Origin of the sequence: Bradyrhizobium sp. Ghvi, from assembly GCF_900115265.1 — a bacterium.
Classification (GTDB): Bacteria; Pseudomonadota; Alphaproteobacteria; order Rhizobiales; family Xanthobacteraceae; genus Bradyrhizobium.
This window is the reverse complement of record NZ_FOVU01000003.1, coordinates 23545-46273: the sequence shown is the minus strand read 5'-3', so window position 1 is coordinate 46273 and position 22729 is coordinate 23545. Positions and strand designations below refer to the sequence as shown.

Annotated in this window: 20 protein-coding genes; 12 read left to right on the top strand and 8 right to left on the bottom strand. The window is 63.2% G+C overall.

From position 1 onward, the window contains the following. Window positions 1-78 precede the first annotated feature (78 nt). The 5 genes from pal to BM374_RS11380 all read left to right on the top strand — a co-directional run bounded on the left by pal (window position 79) and on the right by BM374_RS11380 (window position 5632). Window positions 79-567: a peptidoglycan-associated lipoprotein Pal gene (gene pal, locus BM374_RS11400; protein ID WP_092292056.1), complete on the top strand. Its 489-nt coding sequence runs from the start codon at window positions 79-81 to the stop codon at window positions 565-567. A 185-nt stretch (window positions 568-752) separates the two neighbouring features. Further along, window positions 753-1775 (top strand): tol-pal system protein YbgF, encoded by a 1023-nt coding sequence (gene ybgF, locus BM374_RS11395; RefSeq protein WP_092292054.1) that lies wholly within the window; start codon window positions 753-755, stop codon window positions 1773-1775. A gap of 162 nt (window positions 1776-1937) precedes the next feature. After that, the gene (gene tilS / locus BM374_RS11390; protein WP_092292052.1) at window positions 1938-3020 is read left to right on the top strand and encodes a tRNA lysidine(34) synthetase TilS; all 1083 of its coding nucleotides are present in this window, start codon (window positions 1938-1940) and stop codon (window positions 3018-3020) included. A 254-nt stretch (window positions 3021-3274) separates the two neighbouring features. Beyond that, window positions 3275-5200, top strand: coding sequence for an ATP-dependent zinc metalloprotease FtsH (ftsH, locus tag BM374_RS11385; RefSeq protein WP_092292050.1), 1926 nt, complete (start codon window positions 3275-3277; stop codon window positions 5198-5200). 12 nt (window positions 5201-5212) lie between these two features. Continuing rightward, window positions 5213-5632, top strand: coding sequence for a DUF3052 family protein (locus BM374_RS11380; RefSeq protein WP_092292048.1), 420 nt, complete (start codon window positions 5213-5215; stop codon window positions 5630-5632). A gap of 279 nt (window positions 5633-5911) precedes the next feature. Here BM374_RS11380 and BM374_RS11375 read toward each other — a convergent pair whose 3' ends face one another. The 3 genes from BM374_RS11375 to BM374_RS11365 all read right to left on the bottom strand — a co-directional run bounded on the left by BM374_RS11375 (window position 5912) and on the right by BM374_RS11365 (window position 9671). After that, the gene (locus BM374_RS11375; protein WP_092292046.1) at window positions 5912-6271 is read right to left on the bottom strand and encodes a hypothetical protein; all 360 of its coding nucleotides are present in this window, start codon (window positions 6269-6271) and stop codon (window positions 5912-5914) included. Window positions 6272-6351: 80 nt separating this feature from the next. Continuing rightward, a complete protein-coding gene (locus tag BM374_RS11370) occupies window positions 6352-8157 on the bottom strand; it encodes a hypothetical protein (protein ID WP_092292044.1) in 1806 nt (601 codons plus the stop codon). Between the two features lie 11 nt (window positions 8158-8168). Next, on the bottom strand, window positions 8169-9671 hold the full coding sequence (locus BM374_RS11365; protein WP_092292042.1) for a hypothetical protein: 1503 nt from the start codon (window positions 9669-9671) through the stop codon (window positions 8169-8171). A 358-nt stretch (window positions 9672-10029) separates the two neighbouring features. Between BM374_RS11365 and BM374_RS11360 the strand changes: the two genes are divergently transcribed. From BM374_RS11360 to BM374_RS11325, 7 genes are all read left to right on the top strand, one after another. Next, window positions 10030-10194, top strand: coding sequence for a Flp family type IVb pilin (locus tag BM374_RS11360; protein WP_092292040.1), 165 nt, complete (start codon window positions 10030-10032; stop codon window positions 10192-10194). A gap of 158 nt (window positions 10195-10352) precedes the next feature. Then, window positions 10353-11582, top strand: a complete 1230-nt coding sequence (locus BM374_RS11355) for a glycosyltransferase family 87 protein (protein WP_092292038.1) — start codon at window positions 10353-10355, stop codon at window positions 11580-11582. A gap of 152 nt (window positions 11583-11734) precedes the next feature. Then, window positions 11735-12988 carry a glycosyltransferase family 87 protein gene (locus tag BM374_RS11350; protein WP_092292036.1) on the top strand — a complete coding sequence of 418 codons (1254 nt, stop codon included), beginning with the start codon at window positions 11735-11737 and terminating at the stop codon, window positions 12986-12988. Window positions 12989-13300: 312 nt separating this feature from the next. Further along, window positions 13301-14572, top strand: coding sequence for an oxalate/formate MFS antiporter (gene oxlT, locus BM374_RS11345; protein ID WP_092292034.1), 1272 nt, complete (start codon window positions 13301-13303; stop codon window positions 14570-14572). Between the two features lie 605 nt (window positions 14573-15177). Then, window positions 15178-16803: a type 2 periplasmic-binding domain-containing protein gene (locus tag BM374_RS11335; protein WP_092292030.1), complete on the top strand. Its 1626-nt coding sequence runs from the start codon at window positions 15178-15180 to the stop codon at window positions 16801-16803. Window positions 16804-17090: 287 nt separating this feature from the next. Continuing rightward, a complete protein-coding gene (locus BM374_RS11330; protein ID WP_244552575.1) occupies window positions 17091-18161 on the top strand; it encodes a carbohydrate ABC transporter permease in 1071 nt (356 codons plus the stop codon). 73 nt (window positions 18162-18234) lie between these two features. Further along, on the top strand, window positions 18235-19095 hold the full coding sequence (locus tag BM374_RS11325) for a carbohydrate ABC transporter permease (RefSeq protein WP_092292026.1): 861 nt from the start codon (window positions 18235-18237) through the stop codon (window positions 19093-19095). Window positions 19096-19916: 821 nt separating this feature from the next. On the opposite strand, the gene BM374_RS11315 is transcribed toward BM374_RS11325, so the two are convergent. The 5 genes from BM374_RS11315 to BM374_RS11295 form a co-directional block, all read right to left on the bottom strand. Beyond that, on the bottom strand, window positions 19917-20219 hold the full coding sequence (locus BM374_RS11315; protein ID WP_143270175.1) for a hypothetical protein: 303 nt from the start codon (window positions 20217-20219) through the stop codon (window positions 19917-19919). Between the two features lie 22 nt (window positions 20220-20241). Beyond that, window positions 20242-20793 (bottom strand): hypothetical protein, encoded by a 552-nt coding sequence (locus BM374_RS38545; RefSeq protein ID WP_177248240.1) that lies wholly within the window; start codon window positions 20791-20793, stop codon window positions 20242-20244. A gap of 179 nt (window positions 20794-20972) precedes the next feature. Then, window positions 20973-21308: a hypothetical protein gene (locus BM374_RS38540; RefSeq protein WP_177248239.1), complete on the bottom strand. Its 336-nt coding sequence runs from the start codon at window positions 21306-21308 to the stop codon at window positions 20973-20975. A 228-nt stretch (window positions 21309-21536) separates the two neighbouring features. Then, entirely contained in the window at window positions 21537-21755 is a 219-nt protein-coding gene (locus BM374_RS11300; protein WP_092292018.1) for a hypothetical protein, read from the bottom strand. Window positions 21756-22181: 426 nt separating this feature from the next. Beyond that, window positions 22182-22364, bottom strand: coding sequence for a hypothetical protein (locus tag BM374_RS11295; protein ID WP_143270174.1), 183 nt, complete (start codon window positions 22362-22364; stop codon window positions 22182-22184). Window positions 22365-22729: the final 365 nt, after the last annotated feature.

Here is a 22729-nt window from a genome sequence, read left to right as displayed (position 1 = left end):
AGGTTGACGGAACGTTCGCTTAACCAACCCCCTGTAGACCGGACAGCAGTGGACGAACGTGAGCGTGGAGGCTCCGGAATGATGAATCCTATGCGTATCCTCCAGGGATTGAAGCTGGCTGCAGTGGTCGCGATCGCGCTGTCGATGGGCGCCTGCGCCAAGCAGAACGCGGGCCTGGACGCCAATGCGAGCGCCGCGACGCCCGGCAGCCAGCAGGACTTCGTGGTGAACGTGGGCGATCGCGTGTTCTTCGAGAGCGACCAGACCGATCTGACCCCGCAGGCGATCGTGACCCTCGAGAAGCAGGCGCAGTGGCTGCAGACCTATCCGCGCTACTCCTTCACCATCGAAGGTCACGCCGACGAGCGCGGCACCCGCGAATACAACATCGCGCTCGGCGCACGCCGCGCCCAGTCGGTGCGCTCGTTCCTCACCTCGCGCGGCATCGATCCGAACCGCATGCGCACGATCTCCTACGGCAAGGAACGCCCGGTGGCCGTGTGTAACGACATCTCCTGCTGGTCGCAGAACCGTCGTGCCGTGACCGTGCTGAACGCCAGCTCCTGAGGCTTCAGGCGCCGTTCATCTTTGCAAACCGAATATGCCGGCGCCCTCACGGGCGCCGGTTTCGTTTCAGCGACCTGTGATTTAAAACCCCTTGGTGGCAGCCACAGTTTTGGCGTACTCCCCTTCAATGTGTGGCGCGTCGCATGTTCCGTCGCAGGCCATTTCGCTTTCGTCGTCAGGGCAAGATGTCATCCAGATTTAAGGTCTTTACCGGCACCGTGGCCATCGCCGCGCTGCTCCCCTTGTGCACGCCCGTCTTCGCCCAGCAGGACGATGATCCGGAGATGCGGATCGAGCGGCTGGAGAACCAGCTGCGCCAGCTCACCGGCCAGAACGAAGAGCTGCAATATCGCAACCGCCAGCTCGAGGATCGCATCCGCCAGCTCGAGGGCGGGGCGCAAGGCGCGCCCGGGCAGGCGCCCAATGTCGCCGCGATGCCGCCGGCCCAGATCGCACCGAACCCGGTCGCCCCCGGCTATCGCCAGCCGCCGCCGCAGCAGCAGGCCATGCAGCCGAATTACGAACAGCCGCAGATCGCCTCTCCCGCACCGATCGTCCAGGAGCAGCCGGGCCCCGGCGCTCCCGGCAGCCGCCGCCGCGGCGATGCGTTCGACCCGAACCAGAATCCGAATGCGCCAGGCGCGCCGCGCGCGCTCGGCGGTGGTCAGCAGCCGCTCGATCTGAGCGCCAATGGCGGCCGTTATCCGCAAGCCGCAGCGCCGACCCAGCCAGCCTATCCACCCGCCCAGCAGGGCTATCCGCCGGCCCAGCAAGGCAGTCCCGCGCAAGGTGGTGGCCCCGCGCTCGCGACATTGCCGCCCTCGGCCACACCGCGCGACGAGTTCGATCTCGGCATCGGCTACATGCAGCGCAAGGACTATGCGCTGGCCGAGCAGACCATGAAGAATTTCGCAGCCAAATATCCTAACGACCCGCTGCTCGGCGATGCGCAATACTGGCTCGGCGAAAGTTATTTCCAGCGCCAGCAATATCGCGATGCCGCCGAATCCTTCCTCGCCGTCACCACCAAATACGACAAATCGGCCAAGGCGCCGGATGCGCTGCTGCGGCTCGGTCAGTCGCTCGCCGCGCTGAAGGAGAAGGAAGCAGCCTGCGCCGCCTTCGGCGAGGTGGGCCGCAAATATCCACGGGCCTCGGCCGGCGTGAAAGCCGCCGTCGACCGCGAGCAGAAGCGGGTGAAGTGCTAGAGAGTTAGACTTGGCGCGCGCATCGTGCTTCACCTCTCCCCAGCGGGGAGAGGTGAAGCATCGCGGGCGGCGCTCGCGACCGATCGCACCGTGCGGACGCTGACAACGCGGACGATGCTGCGCTAGACTTGCGCCGCCATTCGCTGCTGCCAGGGCCGCGTCATGTCAGACGACGACAATTCTCCGATCTCCGCGCGCGCGGCGAAGCAGCTCTTCGCCGAGTTCAGAAACGCGCCGGCGCTGGTGCTCGCGGTGTCCGGCGGCCCCGACTCTGTCGCGCTGATGTGGCTCGCGGCGCGCTGGCGGCGCAGCCTTGCACGCGGCCCGGAACTCTACGTGGTCACCGTCGATCATGGCCTGCGGACGGAGGCGGCGCGCGAGGCGCGCGAGGTCAAACGGCTCGCGACCGAGCTCGGCCTTGCCCACCGGACGCTGCGCTGGCGCGGCGCCAAGCCGACGACGGGATTACCCGCCGCCGCGCGCGAAGCACGCTATCGCCTGCTGGCGCAGGCCGCGCGCATTGCCGGCGCGAGCCACGTGCTGACCGCCCATACTCGCGACGACCAGGCTGAGACGCTTCTGATGCGGCTGCTGCGCGGCAGCGGCATTGCCGGGCTGTCGGCGATGGCGCGCCTGTCGATGCGCGACGGCATCGTGCTGGCCCGGCCGCTGCTCGACGTGCCCAAATCGCAGCTGATCGCGACGCTGAAGCGCGCCAGGATCGGCTTCGTTGAGGATCCCACCAACCGCGACGCCTCTTTCACGCGGCCGCGGCTGCGGGCGCTGCTGCCGCAACTCGCGGCCGAGGGCGGCGATATCAGAACCTTCGCGCGGCTCTCGGCGCGGCTTGCCCGGGCGAACGCTGCCGTCGAGGTGCTGACCGATGGTGCCGAGCGCTTCCTCCGCCTGCGGGATCGCGGCCCTGCGCCGCAGCCGGGCGTTCGCAGCTTCGAGGCCTCGTCCTTCGCGAGCCTGCCGGAAGAAGTCCGGCTGCGGCTGCTGCTGCGGGCCATCAACGCCCACGGGCACGAAGGGCCGGCGGAACTCGGCAAGGTCGAGGCGCTCCTGGCCGCGCTGGATCAGGCCGTGGAGCTGGCGACGACCGGAAAGCCCCGTGCAGGCGCAAAGGACCGTGCCCTTTTGAAGCAGACCCTTGCGGGAGCCTTGATCAGCCTTGCCGGGGGGCGTATCCACGTCGCGCCTGCGCCGGCCCGGCGGTCCAAAGCGGGATTCAGGGGGCAATGAGGGCGGATCATGACACCGGCTGTTTCTGCGGCCTGCCGTCAGGACACCTTAACCAGGCAGGAAAAACCCCGCCTCGGGCGCCATTATTTCAGCGGGAATCGCGCTAAGATGAGCTAAATAGTCCCATCGCGTTCCCTTGGCAGCGACCGGGGCGGCACCTAAATTGTATGCGTCTAACGATGAGGATTCCTTGGGGATTTCCTCGTAGAGCCCAAGGATGAGGCCGCGATCCGCGCGACCACGAAGGAAGATCGATGAACGCCAATCTGCGCAATTTCGCCCTCTGGGTCATCATTGTTTTGCTGCTGTTGGCGTTGTTCACGCTCTTCCAGAATCCGGGTCAGCGGGCCTCCTCGCAGGACATCGCCTTCTCCCAGCTGCTCAGCGAAGTTGACCGCGGCAACGTGCGCGACGTCGTGATCCAGGGGCCTGACATCCACGGCACCTTCACCAACGGCTCGAGCTTCCAGACCTATGCGCCGAACGATCCGACGCTGGTGAAGCGCCTGTATGACAGCAAGGTGCAGATCACGGCCAAGCCGCCGGGCGACAACGTGCCGTGGTTCGTCTCGCTGCTGGTCTCCTGGCTGCCGTTCATCGCGCTGATCGGCGTCTGGATCTTCCTGTCCAGGCAGATGCAGGGCGGCGCCGGCAAGGCGATGGGCTTTGGCAAGTCGCGCGCGAAGATGCTGACCGAAGCGCATGGCCGCGTCACCTTCGAGGACGTCGCCGGCGTCGACGAGGCCAAGCAGGACCTGCAGGAGATCGTCGAATTCCTCCGCGACCCCGGCAAATTCCAGCGCCTCGGCGGCCGCATTCCGCGCGGCGTGCTGCTGGTCGGCCCTCCCGGCACCGGTAAGACCCTGATCGCGCGTGCGGTCGCGGGCGAAGCCAACGTGCCGTTCTTCACCATTTCGGGTTCGGACTTTGTCGAGATGTTCGTCGGCGTCGGCGCGAGCCGTGTCCGCGACATGTTCGAGCAGGCCAAGAAGAACGCGCCTTGCATCATCTTCATCGACGAAATCGACGCGGTCGGTCGTCATCGTGGCGCCGGTCTCGGCGGCGGCAATGACGAGCGCGAGCAGACGCTGAACCAGCTGCTGGTCGAGATGGACGGCTTCGAGGCGAACGAGGGCGTGATCCTGATCGCCGCGACCAACCGTCCTGACGTGCTCGATCCCGCGCTGCTGCGTCCCGGCCGCTTCGACCGTCAGGTCGTGGTGCCGAACCCCGACGTCGTCGGCCGCGAGCAGATCCTGAAGGTTCACGTCCGCAAGGTGCCGCTGGCGCCGGATATCAACCTCAAGACCATCGCGCGCGGCACGCCGGGCTTCTCCGGCGCCGACCTGATGAACCTCGTCAACGAAGCCGCTTTGACCGCCGCCCGTCGCAACAAGCGCATGGTGACCCAGGCCGAGTTCGAGGAGGCCAAGGACAAGGTGATGATGGGCGCCGAGCGCAAGTCGCTCGTCATGACCGAGGAAGAGAAGCTTCTCACGGCCTATCACGAAGGCGGCCACGCCATCGTCGGCCTCAACGTGCCCGCGACCGATCCGATCCACAAGGCGACCATCATTCCGCGCGGCCGTGCGCTCGGCATGGTCATGCAGCTCCCCGAGCGCGACAAGCTGTCGATGTCCCTGGAGCAGATGACCTCGCGGCTCGCCATCATGATGGGCGGCCGCGTCGCCGAAGAGCTGATCTTCGGCCGCGAGAAGGTGACCTCGGGCGCCGCCTCCGACATCGAGCAGGCCACGCGCCTGGCCCGCATGATGGTGACGCGCTGGGGCCTGTCGGAAGAGCTCGGCACGGTCTCCTATGGTGAGAACCAGGACGAAGTGTTCTTGGGCATGTCGGTGTCGCGGACGCAGAACGCCTCTGAAGCGACCGTGCAGAAGATCGACTCCGAGATCCGCCGCCTGGTCGAGGAAGGCTACAAGGAGGCGACCCGCATCCTCACCGAGAAGCACGCCGATCTCGAAGCCCTGGCCAAGGGCCTGCTCGAGTTCGAGACCCTGAGCGGTGACGAAATCGTCGATTTGCTCAAGGGCAAGAAGCCGAACCGCGAGTCCGTGCTCGAGCCGGCAACGCCCCGTGCCTCCGCCGTGCCGCCGGCCGGCAAGTCGCCGCGCCCACGACCCGATGCGGATCCCGGTCTGGAGCCGCAGCCGCAGGCATAACGGCTGCGCCTCATGGCCGGCACGTCCGGCAAACCGTTAGTGCAAAAGCTCGGCATCAAGCCGGGCTTTTGTATTTTCGTGGACGGCCTTAGCGCGCCCTATCGCGATCTCGTTGGCGAACTGCCTGACGGGGTGAGCATCGCGAGCACCGCCAAGGCGCCGCTCGACATGGTGCATCTCTTCGCAGCCGAGGCGAAGGGCCTCGGCACCAAACTGCGCAGCTACCGCAAGGCGATCGCACCCGACGGCATGATCTGGGCGTCCTGGCCGAAGAAGGCCTCAGGCGTCGCGACCGATGTCACCGAAGCCCTGGTGCGCGAGACCGCGCTCGCCAATGGCCTCGTCGATATCAAGATCTGCGCCGTGAGCGACGTCTGGTCCGGCCTGAAGCTCGTGATTCCCGTGAAGGACCGCGCGAAGGTCGTCGAGTAACTCCGCTCTCGTAGGGTGGGCACGCTGCGCTTTGCCGACCCGCGATAGCTGCGCTCGCAATGACGATGTGGATGCAGATGCGCCACAACTCAGCCCTCGTGCCCCGGACGCAGCGCAGCGCGTCGCCCTTGCGACGTGGTGCGCTGCAGAGCCGGGGCCCATCCTTCCGCGATCTCGCTTGGGGCTTTCTGTCCCGGCTCTGCGCGGCAACGCGCGCGTTGCAGCGCGTCCGGGACATGAGAGCGATGCGCGGCTCACTTCGTCGCACCGGCTCCCATCTCACGACGCCAACCGAAGCCATACGTCCTGGCTCGCCAGCGTGCCATCAGGCGTGGCGATCTCCATGTCCACGACATGCAGGGAGCCGGGTTCGTCCCCGTAGATGTATTTGAGATGCCACACGAGCCCCAACTCCGGCGTGATCACGAAATCATCGAGCCCGTCGGTGATCGCCCGGACAGCCTCGCGGTGCGTCAGCGGCGCCGAGAACATCGCATCGAGCAAATTGGCCAGGCTCATGCCTTCGACCAGCATCAGTCGCGCGACGTCGTCGCCGTGGACGTGACGAAGCGCCGACACGATGGCAGCAACTGCGTCCGGATTTTTCAATGACACAAAGAAACGAGCCTCCGCCTCCATGATGCCGGAGGGGTATCAGTCCGCGCAAGTGCTCTCTCGACGATGCCGCCAGGCATCCGGCTCGCCTGGCTCGCGCTCCCTTACTTGTGCACGCGCCAGACGGTCCAGCCTGGTTTCGATACCGTCTGTACCGGCTCCAGATAATCCGGAGCTTCGCCGCGGCCGAGCTGCGCGGCGAGACCACCAGGCGCGAGGCGCACGAGGTCCTGCTGATCGACAGAGCCGTTGCATGTCAGGATGTAGTCGACCTCCCGGGCGCGGAGCATGTCGCGCGCGGCTTGCGGTGTATCCATCATCGTGTGCACCATGACGAGGTTGCCGTCATTGTTGCGGTGGTAGGGACCGGCAAAGACGGAGTGTTCTGTGGCGGCGAGGATCGCAGGACCGGAATCGATTGGCGCCATCACCCACCCGGGCGGCAGGTCGGCGAGCGGCGCGACGCTGGAGATGGTCTGGCAGGACGTGCCGAGATCGGGCGTCGCGATCCCAGGCCCGGCCGTGCGGGCGGCGAGTGCCGGCCAGACCGCCAAGCCGATGCCGCCAAGCGTGGCGGGCGACACGAGCAGCGCGACACGGACCAGCCGCCAACCCGCCACGACATTGGTGCGAAGCCTGACGATTCCGGCGACGCATAGCGGCGCAGCAACGATGTTGGCGGCAGCGGCGCCGCGCAATTCCCACAGGCTCACGCCGAACAGCGCTGCGAGCGTGATGGTCGAGACGATCCAACGAAAGCGCGCTTGCGGGCTGCAGCCGATCACGGCCGCAACACACAGGCCGAGCGACAGCAATGGGAACGCATAATAGCCCAGCAGTTTCTGCGGCTGCAGCTGGGCCACTTCGCTCACCGGCATGGTTTCGGCGACGCGGCCAAGCCAGAAGCTGACGAGCAGGGGATCGACCTGCGCATAAGGTGACGCCACGCAGCCCGGGTACGACTTGAAGAACGCGCCCAGCAGGAGCGCGCCGGCGAGCGCGCTCGCCGTCAGCCGCGTCCACGAGCCCTGGCGCAGATGGCTCACGCCGGCAACCGCGAGCAGCGCGATGCCGCCGCCCGCGCACAGCAGCAGGATGGGGCCGCCGAAGGCATCGCAGACCGGATCGAAGAGACTGCCCATCGGGAGCAGCAGCTGCGCCAGCAGCAATGACGAGACGGTCAGGCTTGCACCAAAGGCGCAGACGGGACGCAGGACATCGGTGCCTTTCCACACCAGAAGCGCCGCCACGGCCGCGCTCGCCACGGCGATGGCGGGGAGCATTTCCAATCCGATCGACAGCGAAAGCGCCGCGAGGAATCCCGCCATGGCCGCCCTGGCCGGATGGTGTTCGGAATCGGAAACGCAAAGCACGAAGCCGAGCAGCAGCACCATCTGCAGATTGTGATGATCGATCGCGCCGGCACGGAAGTGGATCAGGGCCGGGATCGCAAGCGCCGTGACCAGAATGGCCGCAAGCCGTGTCCGCGGCCTGTCTGCCGGGGCGCCTGCCTGACTTGCGATCGCCGCTGCAAGCCAAAGCGCGGCGCCGATCAACAGCGAGGGCCACAGTACCAGCGTGAGCGCTTCGGCCTGGTGCTGGCCGAGCAGTGGGCGGAAAAGGAGGATCAGCATGGCCAGCGGCGCATCGACGATGCGGGACCAGTGCATGGCAATCCCGGGCGGGTCGAGCCGGTATTGGGTCAGGTCGAACCAGCCCTGGCCGACCAGAAGATCGCGCACTTCGACCAGGCGCATGGCGTCGTCGGTCGACAGCGCGTCGAACACGCCGGTCTTGATCGCGGGAAGGCCGAGCGCCGCCACGATGACCGCCCAGGCGATCATGAACACGATCGCAGGCTTCGGCGCCGCGGTCGATCCTTGCCCGGTCGGTGGCACGAGCGGCGACATCGTCCGGCGGTTCAATTCGACTGCGCGGACATCGGCGCGTTGCCCGTGCCCGGCTGGTCATCGCGCACATGAATCACGGCGACGTTGTCGGCATAGAGCCGCTTCCAGCCCTTGAGGTGATCCAGGATCTGCGGAGCCGGCGTATCGGCTCCCAGCAGCGTCGCGTCGATCTTGTACTCGTCCAGCAGGCGCGGCAGCAAGTCGGGCCTCTTGCCCTCGGCGGCCTTGAAGAAGTCCATCACGAATTTTTCGCCATAGAGCTCGGCGCGGCCATCGACGAACACCGGCACGTCGCGCGAGATCAGATAGCCGCCGAACTGGTAGCCGTTGAAGACACGCTGCGCCTTGCGTTCCCGGAGCAGGTCGACGGCGGCGACCGGCGTCTGGTCCACCGTGAAGGTGAAGCGGTGATGCGACATGTAGATCGAGGTCGAGGTCCAGATCGCGACCGCGATCATCAGTGCGCCCATGATGGTGACGTAGCGCGCCGCCCAGCTTTGCGTAGCCAGCGCGTCGAGCTGCGGCAGCGGCGATCCTTCGCCGAGGGGCTTGGCCAGCACGAGCGGCACCAGAAAGGCAAAGGCCTCGATGCTCCGGACATGGGTGAGCCCCATCCAGGTGAAAAGCAGGATCAGCAGGATGCGCGGCGGCGACAGTGTCAGGCCGCGAAACAGACCGAGCGCGATGAGGCCGAGGATCGCGGCTTCGAACGCGGAGAACGAAGCGAAATTCGCCGGCGTCCATTCGGAGATGACCGACAGCAGCTCGCCGAGATTGAGGATGTTGGTCGCGCCCAGCAGCGTGCGCCAGCCATACGGCGTGACGCAGGCGGCCGCCATCGCGGCGACGCCGAACACGAACCAGCGCGCGAGCAGCCGGACCTGCTCGCCGGATTCCAGCGTCCAGATGGCTTCGATCGCCATCGGGCCGATCAGCGCCAGGCCGAGCACGAAGCCGCCATGCAGGTTCGCCCACAGCGACATCAGCGGCAGCCAGACCCAGGACGGTGCGACCTTGCGGTCGGCCGCATTCATCAGCACGCCGACCCAAGCGATCATCACCGGCAGCGCCAGCATGTGCGGGCGCGCCAGGATGTGGTGCAGCGACAGCACGATCGCCAGCATCGCGAACAGCACCGAGCGCGGAATTTCGAGATTCGCGTCGAGCAGATAAACCAGAATCGCCGCCGACGCCGCAATCGCAAGCAGGGTAAGAACCACGGGGCCGGCCCAGTCCCATTGCGCATAGGAGGCGGCGAACAGGACTTGCGACAGCCACGAGGTCGAAATCCAGGGCTCGCCAGGTCGGGTGAAGGAATAGAAATCGGTATAGGGCAGGGCGTGGTGATCGACGATCCACTGACCGATCTTGATCTGCCAGAACGAGTCGGAGTCCTGAAGCAGCGTGTCGCCGAAATAGAGGAAGAACAGATAGGCGCCCGCACCGACACATAACGGCACCAGAGCCCGTGCGCGGCCCTGCGCGGCAATGCTGTTGGTAAAGGAAAGGGACATGCCGCCTCGTGTTGTTCTTGGGGTGTTGGCCGAGCGGGCGGCATTGGACCATAGCGGTCATAACTTGGAGTAAATCGGCGTGATGAGAACGCGCTGCGACGGGACTCGGTCACCGCCGCGACAAAGGTCTGTTCCCTCCCCCCTTGTGGTGAAGGCGAATTGGTGTCTCCGCAATTTAACCGATTGTTTTAGACTTCGGTTTACCATCGCCGAATACGTGCAAACCGTTGCGTGTTTACGCAGCCGGATTAACTACGGCGCAATTCTTTGCCCCTAAGTTGGGTTCCATGGTCGGGCGGCGCTGGGAAGCCGGAATGACCAGACCATTAAGCCTCGTGTACCTTTTTTGGAGCAGTCTATGAAGAACCTCGTTTCGCGTTTCGTGAAGGACGAATCCGGCGCCACCGCCATCGAATACGGCCTGATCGCCGCCGGCATCGCGCTGGCGATCATCACCGTCGTCAACCAGCTCGGCACCACGCTGAACGCCAAGTTCGGCTCGATCTCGGCGAGCCTCAAGTAAGCCAGACGATCGACGGAATAGCGAAGAGCCTCGTCATGGACGGGGCTCTTTTGCTTTGCCCGGCGCGTCGGCGCTGGCGTGCGCTTAAGCCTCCTTCAAGTCATCAGGGTGTATGGCTTGAACGCATCCGTCGTCATATTGCGTCATAAGGAAGCCGCATGGCCGAAGCTTCGTCAGTCCCGCATGCCGTTGGTCGTCACGATGCGATCCCTGCGACGCTCCTCAACGTCTCCTTCGTGCTGGCGATCATCACGCTGGCGTATTTTCCGGCGGCCTATCTGGCGCATGCGTGGATCTTCGACGCGGAAGGTCGCGGTATCCCGACGGATTTCGTCAATGTCTGGGCGGCCGGAAAGCTGGCGCTCGCCGGCCATCCCGCGCAGGCCTGGGACTGGGACATCGAGAAGCAGGTCGAGCTAGCGCTGCTCAAGCAGGATTTCGTCGGCCATTTCGCCTGGCACTATCCGCCGCCCTTCCTGTTCGTCGCCTCGTTGCTCGCGCGATTTCCCTATGCGGCGGCCTTCATGGGCTGGGCCGCGTTCAGCATGGTGCCCTATCTCGCCGTGGTGCGCGCGATCATCGGGCGCAATGCGGGCCTGGTGATTGCGCTTGGATTTCCCGCCGTCTTCCTCAACGTCCTGGTCGGACAGAACGGCTTCCTGACGGCGTCCCTGATCGGCGGCGTGCTTTTTCTGCTGCCGACGCGGCCGGTGCTGGCCGGACTCTGTCTGGGTCTCCTGAGCTACAAACCCCAATATGGACTGCTTTTCCCGCTGGTGCTGCTCGCCGCCGCGGAGTGGACGGTGCTTTTCACGGCCGCAATCGTCACGGTGACCATCGCAGGTGCGTCCTGGCTCGCGTTCGGGACCGAAAGCTGGCAGGCCTTCTTCCATTGGATTCCGATGTTCTCGCAGGCCTTCCTGACCGAAGGCAGGGCACCCTGGTTCAAGATGCAGAGCATCTTCGCGCTGGTGCGCTACCTCGGCGGAACCGAGCAGCTCGGCTGGATCTTCCAGTGGGTTTTGACGGCAGCAATTGCCGTGGTGCTGGTGGTGGCGTGGCGGAGCAGGCTGCCCTACGCGCTGAAAGCGGCGATGCTTGCGGCGGCGGCGCTGCTCACGACGCCCTATCTCTTCATGTATGATCTGGTCGTGCTCGGCATCGCGGTGGCGTTTCTCATCCGCGCAGGACTCGATGAAGGTTTCGCGCGCCACGAGATGATGGCCCTGGCGCTCGTCTTCGGGCTGCTCGCAAGCTTCCTTTTTCTCGGCCAGCCCGTGGGCTTCCCCGCAATCCTCATCGTCTTCGCTCTGATCCTTGGCCGGTGCGCGGCCTGGCGAACGGCCGAAGCTGCATCGACGCAGCTCGCAATCACACAACCGAACTGAGAAGCTCGACCAGGCTCTGACGGACTAATCACTGCACTCCCCGCGCCAATGTCGAAGCGGCGCAAGCCATCATCGCGCTTGCGACAGCGGATTGCTGCGTGACCTATCATCTATGATAACGTCTGATTCACAGGGTTTGCGCCGGGGACACCATGGGGAACTTCAACGCCTGGGCAGGCAAACCAGTGCTCTATAGGCTCGCGCTCTATTTCATCTTCGTCGCCTACAGTGTGATTGGATTTCGGAAAGCGCCGGGCGACGACCTGTCGTCATCCTATATCGGCTGCCGTATGCTGGCTCAGGGGAGTGGCGGGCACCTCTACGACTTCCATCCGAACCTATTCCACGTCGTCGACACGCCCGCATGGGTGAGCGCCGGGGCGGACGCGGGGTTCACTGGATTCTTGCATCCTTATGTCCAGACCCCGCTGTGGGCCTGGATGCTGCAACCAATGTGCAGCCATCTGACGTTCGGCACCTTCGCCCTCATCTTCCTGTGTATCGCCGCATTCTCGCTGGCGGCGACGATCGAGATTGTCGCGCGGAACTGGGCCGGCAATTTCCTGCGGCCCCTGCCGCTTTCGATCCTGCTCCTGGCGATCGCGATCAGCACGCCGTTCCAATATGCGATGTGGCTGGTGCAGACGCACGCGCTCTTCCTGGTGATGACCGTACTGGCCCTGGCGTTGGCGGAGCGCGGCCGGGCAGTGGCGCCGGGCGCGCTGCTGGCCGCCGCCTGCGCAGTAAAAATCACGCCGGGATTTCTCCTGCTCTACTGGCTCGCCGGCGGCCGTTTTCGCGCTGCGTTCTGGTTCATCGTGTTCTCGCTGGTCCTGGCCGCCACAACCGTTGCGGCCGCGGGACTGGACCTTACGCTCGACTATGTTCAGTCGATGCGGCGGGTATCGAACGTGCTGCTGGTAGCGTTCAACAACCAGTCGCTGGCGGCTTGGCTCGGCTCCTCATTCGGCATGCAAGCCGAGGTCGGAAACTGGCGGATGCTGCCAATGTCGGCGGCGATGAAACTGACGTCCCTCGCGGCCGCGATTGTCGGCGTGGCAATATCCGGTTGGATGTCGCGGCGGCAGGCCTGGCGTGGCGCCGCGGTGGGCGTGGCCCTCGTCAGCATCACGATATTCACTCCGATCGCCTGGACCCATTATTTCGTATCGCTGATCCCCGCAGTGATGGTCCTGACCAACGCCGGAGGTGCGTTGCCTTTGGCGATTGCGGTCGCCACATTTGCACTCAACGCGCGTCCGATTGCAATCGATCCGGGTGCCCCTGACTTTGGATCGATCGAAATCCTACGAAGTCATTTTTTCTCGGCGATCATCTTGCTGATCGCGCTGATCTTGCGGTGCCGCCTTCCCGACCGGCTTCGCTATGCACCCACCTCGGCATAAGGATCGTCGCTCCGAAATCCTCGACGCCTGGTTTGGGTCGCCGCGCCGAGGCGCCATGGGCAGCACCTCCCGCTTGGTGCTCCACAACGAAAGGACTAGAACCTTTCGTGGAACCTTCCGGACCTCTCGCCAATATCAACGGTGAAATTCGGTGAAATCCTGCCACGTACTTGGCAGATAGAAAGAGGCCCGTCTTCGGGACCTGAGCTAACAGGCAACTAGCAACCCGAAACTCAGAAGCAAGCGGGCGTCCCTGCCTCGATGAGTGGCCGATCACACCAGGCACATCCGTGCCGGTAACAGGGACGGAACATGACCACAGCAACCATTGACTCCCGATCACCCGCAATTCCGACAACACGACGGACTCAGCTCATCTGCTGTGTTCTATGCATGATACTGATTGCCAATCTGCAGTACGGTTGGACGCTATTCGTCAATCCCATCAGCCAAGCGCATGGCTGGTCGATCGCCTCGATCCAAGTTGCTTTCAGCATCTTCATCGCTCTCGAGACCTGGCTCACGCCGATCCATGGGTGGATCGTTGACAGTCTCGGTGGGCGACGTGGCGCCAAGCTGGTCGTGGCAGTTGGAGGTATCCTGGTCGCTCTCGGCTGGATTATCAACGCGTATGCAGACTCCCTCACAATGCTCTATCTCGGTGCCGTGGTCGGCGGCACCGGAGGCGGCGCGGTGTACGCCACCTGCGTCGGTCAAGCCGTCAAGTGGTTTCCAGACCGACGAGGGTTGGCCGTCGGTCTTACGGCTGCTGGATACGGAGCCGGCGCGGCGCTGACCGTCATTCCTATTCGCGCGGTGATTGAAGCTGCCGGCTATGAAGCGGCTTTTTTCTGGTTCGGGCTGGTTCAGGGTGGACTTGTTTTCGTCCTGGCGTGGTTCTTACGGGCGCCGGATCCCGACGAGATGGTCGGCATCGCTGCGCCAAGAGTAATGCAGACGACGCGCAGCTATACGCCTCGGCAAGTATTGGGCACCGGGGTATTCTGGCTCCTTTACATCATGTTCATCATGGTATCGGCGAGCGGGTTGATGGCGACTGCGCAGATCGCACCTATCGCCAAGGACTTTAATGTTGGAAACGTAGTGATCCTGTTCGGCGCGTCGGCATTGAGCGTGGCGCTGGTCGTCGACAGCATCTGCAATGGGGGAGCCCGGCCTCTATTTGGCTGGATCTCGGATCAGATCGGCCGCGAATACACGATGGCCATCGCGTTTGGTCTGGGCGGCGTGGCGTATTGGTTGCTGGGGACTCTGGGTCACGCCCCCTGGGCATTCGTTCTTTTCGCTGCGTTGATCTTCCTGACGTGGGGTGAGATCTTCAGCCTATTCCCGTCCACGTGCACGGACACTTTCGGAAGCAAATTTGCGACCGTCAATCTCAGCCTGCTCTACACTGCCAAAGGCGCGTCGGCCTTCCTTGTGCCGGTTGCCAACCTCATCAAATCAGCAAGCGGCGGTTGGCACCTTGTGTTTGTATTGACTGCCATCTTGAACTTCGTCGTCGTGGGATTGGCTCTATTTGTACTCAGGCCGTTGCGGCTGCGATTCCTCAGCAACGGTTGAGCCGAGGCCGTCAATTCGAGGCGCTTGCTGGCAAAGTGCTCGCGCTCGCGCGGGGCTTCGCGGAAAGGAGGCGTTTCCCTTGCCCACTGAGCTGCCAGGCAGAACCCGATCCGCGCTGGCGTCCGAGTTCGAACTGATGGCGCCGGCCTCGCTTCTGCCATGGTGCTTGAGCCTGCTCCTCGCCTACCACAATTCCGCTGTTGCACACGCATTTCTGCTCACCGGGCAGCTCGGCTGATCAGGCGCGGAGCCGCTGGCGGCCTGATGTCCGCTTCACCCCGCAACAGCGGCGGAAAGGGATTCTGTAGAAAAAGGGCGGCAGTATTTCATTGTAAGGGCTTCGTCGGATATCCCTACTGCAACGAAAGGAAGAGCAATTGCGTTCGGTCGACCGCGTCCGCTTTGCGCGGATTCGTTGACATTGATCGGTGCCGTTGCATACTTGACGCGGCTTCGCGCACCATCGCCGCGACATGATCGGCGAGCCTCACTTGTTCGGTGGTGCTAGGAGGCCCAATCTGACCTGACCAAAACTTTGATATCAGCAGCGTCAAAAAAGGGAGGATTTCGTGGTGAAGCAGCAAGAGCATGACCAGCATCCCGCAATGCACCCGACCCGGCGAACGGTGCTCAAGAGCGCGGCCGGGGCCGCCGCACTTGGCACGACCGGCGCGCTCGGCACGTTCTCCGAGCTTGCATTCGCGCAGGCCAATCTGCGCGCTGAGATCACGAAGATTCCCGGCGTCGGCAAGGGTGCGCCCACCGACGCCGACTGGCAGAAGGTCGGCGAGCTCTGCCTCGGCCCGACCAAGGCGAGCATCAAGGAGGGTGAGTTCAAGGGCGTCGAGCTCTCCTTCATGGGACTGAATAATCAGAACTTGCACAATCTGCTGTTCCGGGGCTTCCTGAAGCCCTGGGAGGCCTATACCGGCGCGAAGATCTCCTGGATCGATCTGGCGCAGGCCGACTATAACCCACGCCTGCAACAGGCGATCGCAACCGGTACCGTCGACTTCGACATTCTCGAGATGGGAGCGCCCTTCGAGGGCGACGTCTGCGGCAAGGGCCTCGCCTCAGAAATGCCGGACTGGGTCAAGAAACAAATCGATATCGACGACTACGTCGCTTACCTGAAGCCGCCGGTCGGCACCTGGAACGGCAAGACCTATCGCGTCACGATCGATGGCGATTGCCATAACTTCAACTATCGCACCGACGTGTTCTCGGACGCCACGCTCGCCAAGGCCTGGAAGGATGCCGGCAACACAACCGAATGGGGCGTGCCGAAGACCTGGCAGCAGGTGCAGGCCGTCACGAAGTTCCTCAAGGGCCAGAAATTCAAGGGCCAGAGCGTCTATGGCTATCTGGACGCGCCAAAGCCCTGGGGTGGGTTCGGCTTCTATTTCCTCGGCAGCCGCGCCACAGCCTACGCCAAGCATCCCGACGACAAGGCATGGCTGTTCGATATCGACACGATGAAGCCGCGCATCAACAATCCGGCCTGGGTGCGCGCCATCCAGGATGTGATCGATGCGTTGCCCTCCGAGCCGGCCGACCAGCTCAACGCCGATCCGAACACCACCGGCTTCCAGCAATTTTTGGCCGGCATCGGCTCGATGATCCCCTGGTGGGGTGACATCGGCCAGGTAGCGAAGGCGAGCGATACCTCCGTCATTGGCGATACCGTCGGTTTCGACATCCTGCCGGGATCGGACGACGTCTACAATTCGAAGACCGGCAATTGGGACAAGCTACCGAGCGGGCCGAACCATGCGCCGAACTGCGCCTATCTCGGCTGGGGCATCTATGTGATGGCGCGGGTCAATGGCGACGAGAAGAAGCACAAGGCGGCCTGGAGCGCGGCGGCGCATCTCGGCGGCAAGGACCTGTCGCTCTGGATGGTGATGTATCCGTCCGGTTTCCAGGTCCACCGGACCAGCCACTCTCAAATCGATGAATGGGTGGCGGCAGGTTACGACAGGAAGTACATCACGTCCTATCTGAACTCGCAGTTCAACTCGTATAACCACCCCAATCGGGCGGTCGAGCCGCGCATTCCCGGTATCTTCCAGTACTACAGCATCGCCGAGGACGAGCTGACGAAGATCTTCTCCGGCAAGGTCGATGCGCAGACCGGCGCCAATAACATTGCCGCCGCCTGGGAGAAGCTGACCGACCAACTCGGCCGCGAGCGGCAGATCGGACTCTACAAGGCCTCTTTCGGCGTATAGGAAGGATGACTTCGCGGCAGAGCTCGAAGCCAGACGCGCTCCTCCCCCGGGCGTGCGGGGAGGGTCGGGGAGAGGAGGCGTCCTCATCAGGATTTCCGAGGTGAATGGTGCCCTCACTCGTGCCTTCGGCATAGCCGGGGCTTTGGCGTCGGCGTTTCTCGAGAGGACGGTCGTCGAAGGCGGCCTACGCTCTCCCGCACGCGGGATAGGTGAAGCGGGGTCCGACGAGATCGAATTCGATGCAAAGTTCCGTTGACATAGCCGACGCCGTGCCCCCGAGAGCAGCGATGAAGCGTGCAGTGCGCCGGCGCGCGACGGTCGGCCGCATCCTGATCGGTCTCGCCTCGCTCGTGTTCCTGCTCGTGCTGATCGTTCAGGTCCTGCATGCAGCCGGCGCGATCGCCGCCGGCTTTTCGACTTGGCGGCCGATCCTGATCGTGTACCTGCTCTGGGCCACCGCATTCGGGACCGCGCAGGTGCTCATGCGCGGCGAGCGCGGCCAGCGCGCGCTGTTCCTGCTGCCGGCCGTGTTCTTCACCGTCGCCGTGGTGATCTTTCCAACCATATTCGGGCTCTACATCGCCTCGCTCGACTGGAACCTGTCCTCGATCGAAGGCCCACACTTCAGCGGGCTCGACAACGTCAGGGCGATGCTGAATGACACCTACTACTGGAACGCGCTCAGCAATATGGTGTTCTACTCCCTCGCAGTGCTCGGCGAGTATGCGATCGCGTTCGCGCTCGCGCTGCTGCTCAGCGCTGAGATCCGCGGGCGGAAATTCTTTCGTGTCGTGTTCCTGCTGCCGATGATGCTGAGCCCCGTCGCCGTGAGCTGGATGATCGGCAAGTCGCTGTTGGAATATCGCTTCGGTCCGGCGGCGACGCTGGCGCGCTATCTCGGCTGGGACAACCCGGCCTTTTTCGCCTCCCCCTGGATGGCACGTTTCACAATCCAGGCGATGGACGCCTGGGTGTCCATTCCCTTCATCATGATCATCCTGCTCGCGGGCCTCCAGGCCATGCCCAAGGAGGTGCAGGAGGCCGCCAAGGTCGACGGCGCGAATGGTTGGCAGTCGTTCTGGCACGTGACGTTTCCGATCATGCTGCCGGTCAGCATCACCGTGCTCATCATCCGCATCATCTTCAAGCTGAAGCTCGCCGACATCGTCATCAACGTCACCGCCGGCGGTCCTGGCGGCGCGACCGACACCGTCTCGAGCTTCATCTACCGCGTCTACCGCGACCGCTCGAACGTCGGATACGGCACCGCGCTCGCCATGGTCTATCTGCTTCTGATCATCGTGCTGCTGACGCTGATGCTGCGCCTGTCCAAACGCTGGACGCAGCGGGTTACTTGAGGGAGTTGCTCACGTGGCTGTCACGACCGCGATAACCGCCCACAGGCACCCCGTCGCACCGCGCGTCAAGCGGATGGCGAACCGCGCGCTGATCTATGCCGCGCTGCTGTTCTGGACATTCATTTGCCTGTTTCCGATCTACTGGACCGTCACGACCTCGTTCAAATCGGCGGTCGACGTGACACAAGCGCACCTGATCCCGTGGGTGGACTTCCATCCGGACTGGAAGGGCTGGCGCTCGCTCGGGCTGTCGCCGGATACGCTGTTCGAAACCTCCACCGCCCGCTCCGAGTTCGTCAATCGCTTCATCAACAGCATCATCACCTCGATCGGCGCGTCTGTCCTGGCGCTGATCCTCGGATCGCTGGCGGCGTATGGCTTGAGCCGATTCCGCTACAAATTCGCCTGGATGCGCAATGACGATATCCTGTTCTTCTTCATGTCGCAGCTCATCCTGCCGCCGGTGGTGCTCGCCCTGCCCTTCCTCGTGCTCTACAAGGCGCTCGCGCTGCTCGACACCACCTTCGGGCTGATCCTGCTCTATACGTTGACGGTGCTGCCGATCGTCATCTGGATCATGCGGGACCAGTTCAATGCAATACCGGTCGAGCTCGACGAGGCGGCTTTCGTCGATGGCCTGTCGACCTGGGGCGCGTTTCTGCGCATAATCCTGCCGTTGGCTTTTCCTGGCATGGCGGCAGCTTTTATTCTCTCGCTGGTGTTGTGCTGGAACGAGTATTTCTTCGCTGCGCTGCTGACCAGCACGGATGCCAAGACCTTGCCCGTGATGGTCGCGAGCCAGACCGGCTCGCAAGGCATCAACTGGTGGTCGATGGCGGCACTATCGACGGCCGCAATCGCGCCCCTCGTCCTGATCGGCATCTTCCTGGAGCGCTACATCGTCAGCGGCCTGACGACCGGCGCGGGCAAATAGGTGACGAGCGACCTGCTTGCACCGGCACAGGCGCGCCTGCCTCGAGCGCGCGCACGGCCTTTAGTCGGCCGCCAGGGACAGCGGCGTTGATCTCCATTTCCGCTGCCTCGGAGGCGCCTTGTTGATAAGCGCGTGGATCGCCCGCAGGCGCGGTCTGCTATTCGGGGCAGAGCAGACACGTTCGGTCCGCTCTGCCGCCAAAAGCGGACCACGCCTGCGATCGGCGAAGGGTCAGCTAAGGGCCACAAGCAGACGACAAGGCAGCCGCTCAAGAGCGTTAGGAGGAAGCCCACCATCCGTCGGGAAATGGCTCAAGCACCGTCCATTCGATTTGATTGTCGTTCTGAATCGTGAGACCTCCTGCATTTCTGCTTGCTGGTGTGTAGCCGCGAAGGCGGACAGACAGGGCGCCGAGATCGCGACCTCGAAGGCGGCGCGAAGCATGGCGTCTAGGGCGTAATGCAGGCGCACCGCGGGCGTCGCGCTCTGCATCTTCGACCAGACTTCGAAGATCTTCCAGTTCTGAGAGCTGAGAGGCGAGCTCGCCAAGTCGTTGCAGAAAAAGTATTGCGCGAGAGCTTCGCATAATGTCCTCCACAGTACCAAAAAGCACTACTAGGACGGCGTCAAAGCAACCGGGATAAAGTGGCAATCTAGCATCGGTGGAAATCGGCGTTCAATACGTCAGGCTTATTGCCCGATCCGAGGGGCTATCTTGTAGGGGCGTCCGGTACGAGCACCGCGAACACCACCACCACGACGACTAGCGACCCGGCAACTTTCCGAAGGAGCTATGAGGCCGCCTTGCAAGGCGGCCTCAATCAATTGGGGCCAAGTTCTCTCGCAGCCGTCTTCGCGATCGCGTCCGGGTCATGAATGCCCGCGGCGTCGATCTCGACTACCTTCCGCGCGACGATCTCGCAGACCGGATCGTTGCGATCAACCAAATGCAGTGATTTCAGCGTGGCAGCGAACGCTTGACGGAGTCGTTCGGCGTCTGCCGAGCTGGCATTCCCCAAGATGAGGATCAACTTAGGTGCGACCAGGTGACGTTCTATTGGTCGGCGGAGGTCATTCGCGACGTTTGGCCTCGCGCCAGTCGTATCCAATCTGATCAGCGTCAACAATCTCGGGGAAGGCTCGGCTTCACGCAGGTTTTCGGAGCTGTCGCGAGGAAGCCATCTCGGTCTCCGCCTCCTTTATTGTTTTGAGAACGTTTTTCACGGACGCTTCCAAATTGGATTCAAGATCGGGATCCGCTTCGATCCGCGGTGGACACAGTAAGTAGACGGGGCGAGCATCGTCGAGGCGTGCTTCGGAGCGACGCCTCACAGCATAGGCTAACACGCGTTGGGCATCCTTATGGTGAAAGAGCAACGGGATGCCAAATGCGAGGAGTGCCATCATCATCGCTACCAGCCCGTCGAGTGACCGCGTTGTCGAGGCGTCCTCATGTTCAATAACGGAGGGCGGGCTGAGTTGAGCGACTTCCGCCGAGGCGTCTACGAATGCCGCGCCGATCGTTTGCTCGCTTTCGCGCTCGATCGCGGGCGGCGGGGCGACCTTAACCACATCCGCCGAGGCATCTACCGGCGCCGCCCCAGTCGTTTGCTCTTCCTTACGCTCGATCCCGGATGGCGGCGCGTCCAATGAGGTTCGCGTCCCGAACGATCGCACAGATTTCTGGTCCGACAGCATCTTCCGCATTTCGTGCGGCTGGAGCCTTCTTCGCTGAGCGTTGTGAAGCCTGTGGAGGTCAGACACGGGCGCTGCGTGCCTCCACATGCCCCACCCCAGCCGGGGCACGCGTTCGCGGAACGGATAAAAAGTATCGTCACGAACCCAGCCAGCACCAGACCAAGCCTTGCTCCTTTGGATCAGCTGCATGTTCGTGCCCAGCCGGCTGGAATAGGGCAAGCTGGATGCACCGGCATCATAATGGCCCCCGCCATAACCGCCACCGGCACCACCGTTGGCAACTCCCGCACCACCACCGGCACCCGCACCACCAGCGCCACCGGCACCAGCGGCACCACCGCCGCCAGCTCCAGCACCACTAGCGCCACCAACGCCAGCTCCAGCTCCAGCGCCACCGCCACTACCGCCAGCTCCAGCGCCACCGCCGCCAGCTCCAGCACCACCGCCGCCACCGCTGCCAGCTCCAGCACCACCGGCACCACCGCCGCCACCGCCCGCGCCCCCGGCACCACCACCACCGCTCCCGTGGCCAAAGGCCTGTGTGATGACCGGCGGGATAATCAGAGTGATCAACAACGTTGCTATGACCGCAGACTGGATCACCGACCTGAGCATATCTGCCTCCAATGCGCCCTACTCTTTGGCGCGGCAGCACTCTTCAGAGGCCAATAGGTCACCAGAAGCTGAAGCTGGCCGAGTTCATTAAGCGCTAAGCGGCGCTTATTGCTGCCCGACCCGGCTTTTCATCTGATGAAAATCGGGTCGAGCTTCTGCTCAGCCTTGAGCACTCGTTCGCGAAGCGCTTCCAGTTCGGCGAGCTGAGAAGCGAGTGCTTCGAAACGGTGACGAAGCATAGCAGCAGCAGCATCCGCCCAAGGATTGCCCAAGGGCAACTCGGCCGATTGGAAGAGATCAGCCCGTACGGCCGACGGGGAAGTCTGGAGATAATGGAGACCACTCATGGTCGGGTCCTCCGCGTGGCGACGTACCTAGGGCTCGAAACCTGAGCACGTTCGCACCGATTTCGTCGCGAAGAGAGATGGAGCCGTAAGCCGCGCCCCGTCGGCGACCCTCAGCTAATCTTCATCGTGTTTCAGCTAACTTTCACCGTGTTTATGATGATGGTGGTTCGTAGGCCCCCGGGCCCCCGCGCCTCGCCGCCAGGCGCCGCGACCCAGTTGATGTCGACACCAGCATGGTCACGGCAGGAGGGGTTACGGCGGCGAATTTTCCGCAGGTCTTCAAAAACTCGCGCCGGTAGTCGTGTTCGTACGAGGACATGCCGCCCCCTCATGGCTATTGCAATTAAACACGTCTTCCAGTCTGGATAATTAAATCAAGTTAATCGAGTTCAATCACTAAATATAACAAGACACGGCTTTCGCGTCCTAGTTCTTCGCCGGGGGGGTCCTCGCCGGTTCGTTCGAGTTTGCTCCTTGGCCGAGCTGATCGAGCCGCTTTTCTAGCTCGCGCTTTTCTGCAAGGAGTCTCGCCGCGAGGATCTGATCGACCTCCGTGTGCAGCGCCCACAATTCATCAATGGACAACGTGTCAAGGTATTCTCGATCCATGCCAGCCAGCTCCATACGGATAGAACGAGTTTGGGCAGCTAGAGCACGTGCCCGCGCGCAACGCCCTGGCAAAAGTTTGCTCGAGTACTGTCGTGCTTTACATTGTTTAATATTTTCAATAATTAAATTAGATTAAATCAAGGATAATTAACTTCTTCCCGTCATGTGCTCTGGCGCGAGAATTAACCAACGAGCAGCGCGAAAACGACGTGCTGGAGATAGGCGACTTATTACCTTTTCTCCGGCGAGAGGTCCGCATCGGGTCGCAAGCAGCGGTCATGGCAAGCGCGGCCCGCGTCCGGTCTGGCGCCGATGGCCGACACGGTGACGGGCCTTCCCTTTGGTCGGGTCAAAGCCGAGAAAGT

Coding starts and splice junctions, on each gene's coding strand:
- BM374_RS11330 (WP_244552575.1), top strand. CDS start 17,091: ATGAAGCGTGCAGTGCGCCGGCGCGCGACGGTCGGCCGCATCCTGATC.
- BM374_RS38545 (WP_177248240.1), bottom strand. CDS start 20,793: ATGCTGTCGGACCAGAAATCTGTGCGATCGTTCGGGACGCGAACCTCA.
- BM374_RS11370 (WP_092292044.1), bottom strand. CDS start 8,157: ATGTCGCCGCTCGTGCCACCGACCGGGCAAGGATCGACCGCGGCGCCG.
- ftsH (WP_092292050.1), top strand. CDS start 3,275: ATGAACGCCAATCTGCGCAATTTCGCCCTCTGGGTCATCATTGTTTTG.
- pal (WP_092292056.1), top strand. CDS start 79: ATGATGAATCCTATGCGTATCCTCCAGGGATTGAAGCTGGCTGCAGTG.
- BM374_RS11300 (WP_092292018.1), bottom strand. CDS start 21,755: ATGAGTGGTCTCCATTATCTCCAGACTTCCCCGTCGGCCGTACGGGCT.
- BM374_RS11375 (WP_092292046.1), bottom strand. CDS start 6,271: ATGGAGGCGGAGGCTCGTTTCTTTGTGTCATTGAAAAATCCGGACGCA.
- BM374_RS11365 (WP_092292042.1), bottom strand. CDS start 9,671: ATGTCCCTTTCCTTTACCAACAGCATTGCCGCGCAGGGCCGCGCACGG.
- BM374_RS11325 (WP_092292026.1), top strand. CDS start 18,235: ATGGCGAACCGCGCGCTGATCTATGCCGCGCTGCTGTTCTGGACATTC.
- oxlT (WP_092292034.1), top strand. CDS start 13,301: ATGACCACAGCAACCATTGACTCCCGATCACCCGCAATTCCGACAACA.
- tilS (WP_092292052.1), top strand. CDS start 1,938: ATGTCAGACGACGACAATTCTCCGATCTCCGCGCGCGCGGCGAAGCAG.
- BM374_RS11360 (WP_092292040.1), top strand. CDS start 10,030: ATGAAGAACCTCGTTTCGCGTTTCGTGAAGGACGAATCCGGCGCCACC.
- BM374_RS11335 (WP_092292030.1), top strand. CDS start 15,178: ATGCACCCGACCCGGCGAACGGTGCTCAAGAGCGCGGCCGGGGCCGCC.
- BM374_RS11295 (WP_143270174.1), bottom strand. CDS start 22,364: ATGGATCGAGAATACCTTGACACGTTGTCCATTGATGAATTGTGGGCG.
- BM374_RS11380 (WP_092292048.1), top strand. CDS start 5,213: ATGGCCGGCACGTCCGGCAAACCGTTAGTGCAAAAGCTCGGCATCAAG.
- ybgF (WP_092292054.1), top strand. CDS start 753: ATGTCATCCAGATTTAAGGTCTTTACCGGCACCGTGGCCATCGCCGCG.
- BM374_RS11350 (WP_092292036.1), top strand. CDS start 11,735: ATGGGGAACTTCAACGCCTGGGCAGGCAAACCAGTGCTCTATAGGCTC.
- BM374_RS11355 (WP_092292038.1), top strand. CDS start 10,353: ATGGCCGAAGCTTCGTCAGTCCCGCATGCCGTTGGTCGTCACGATGCG.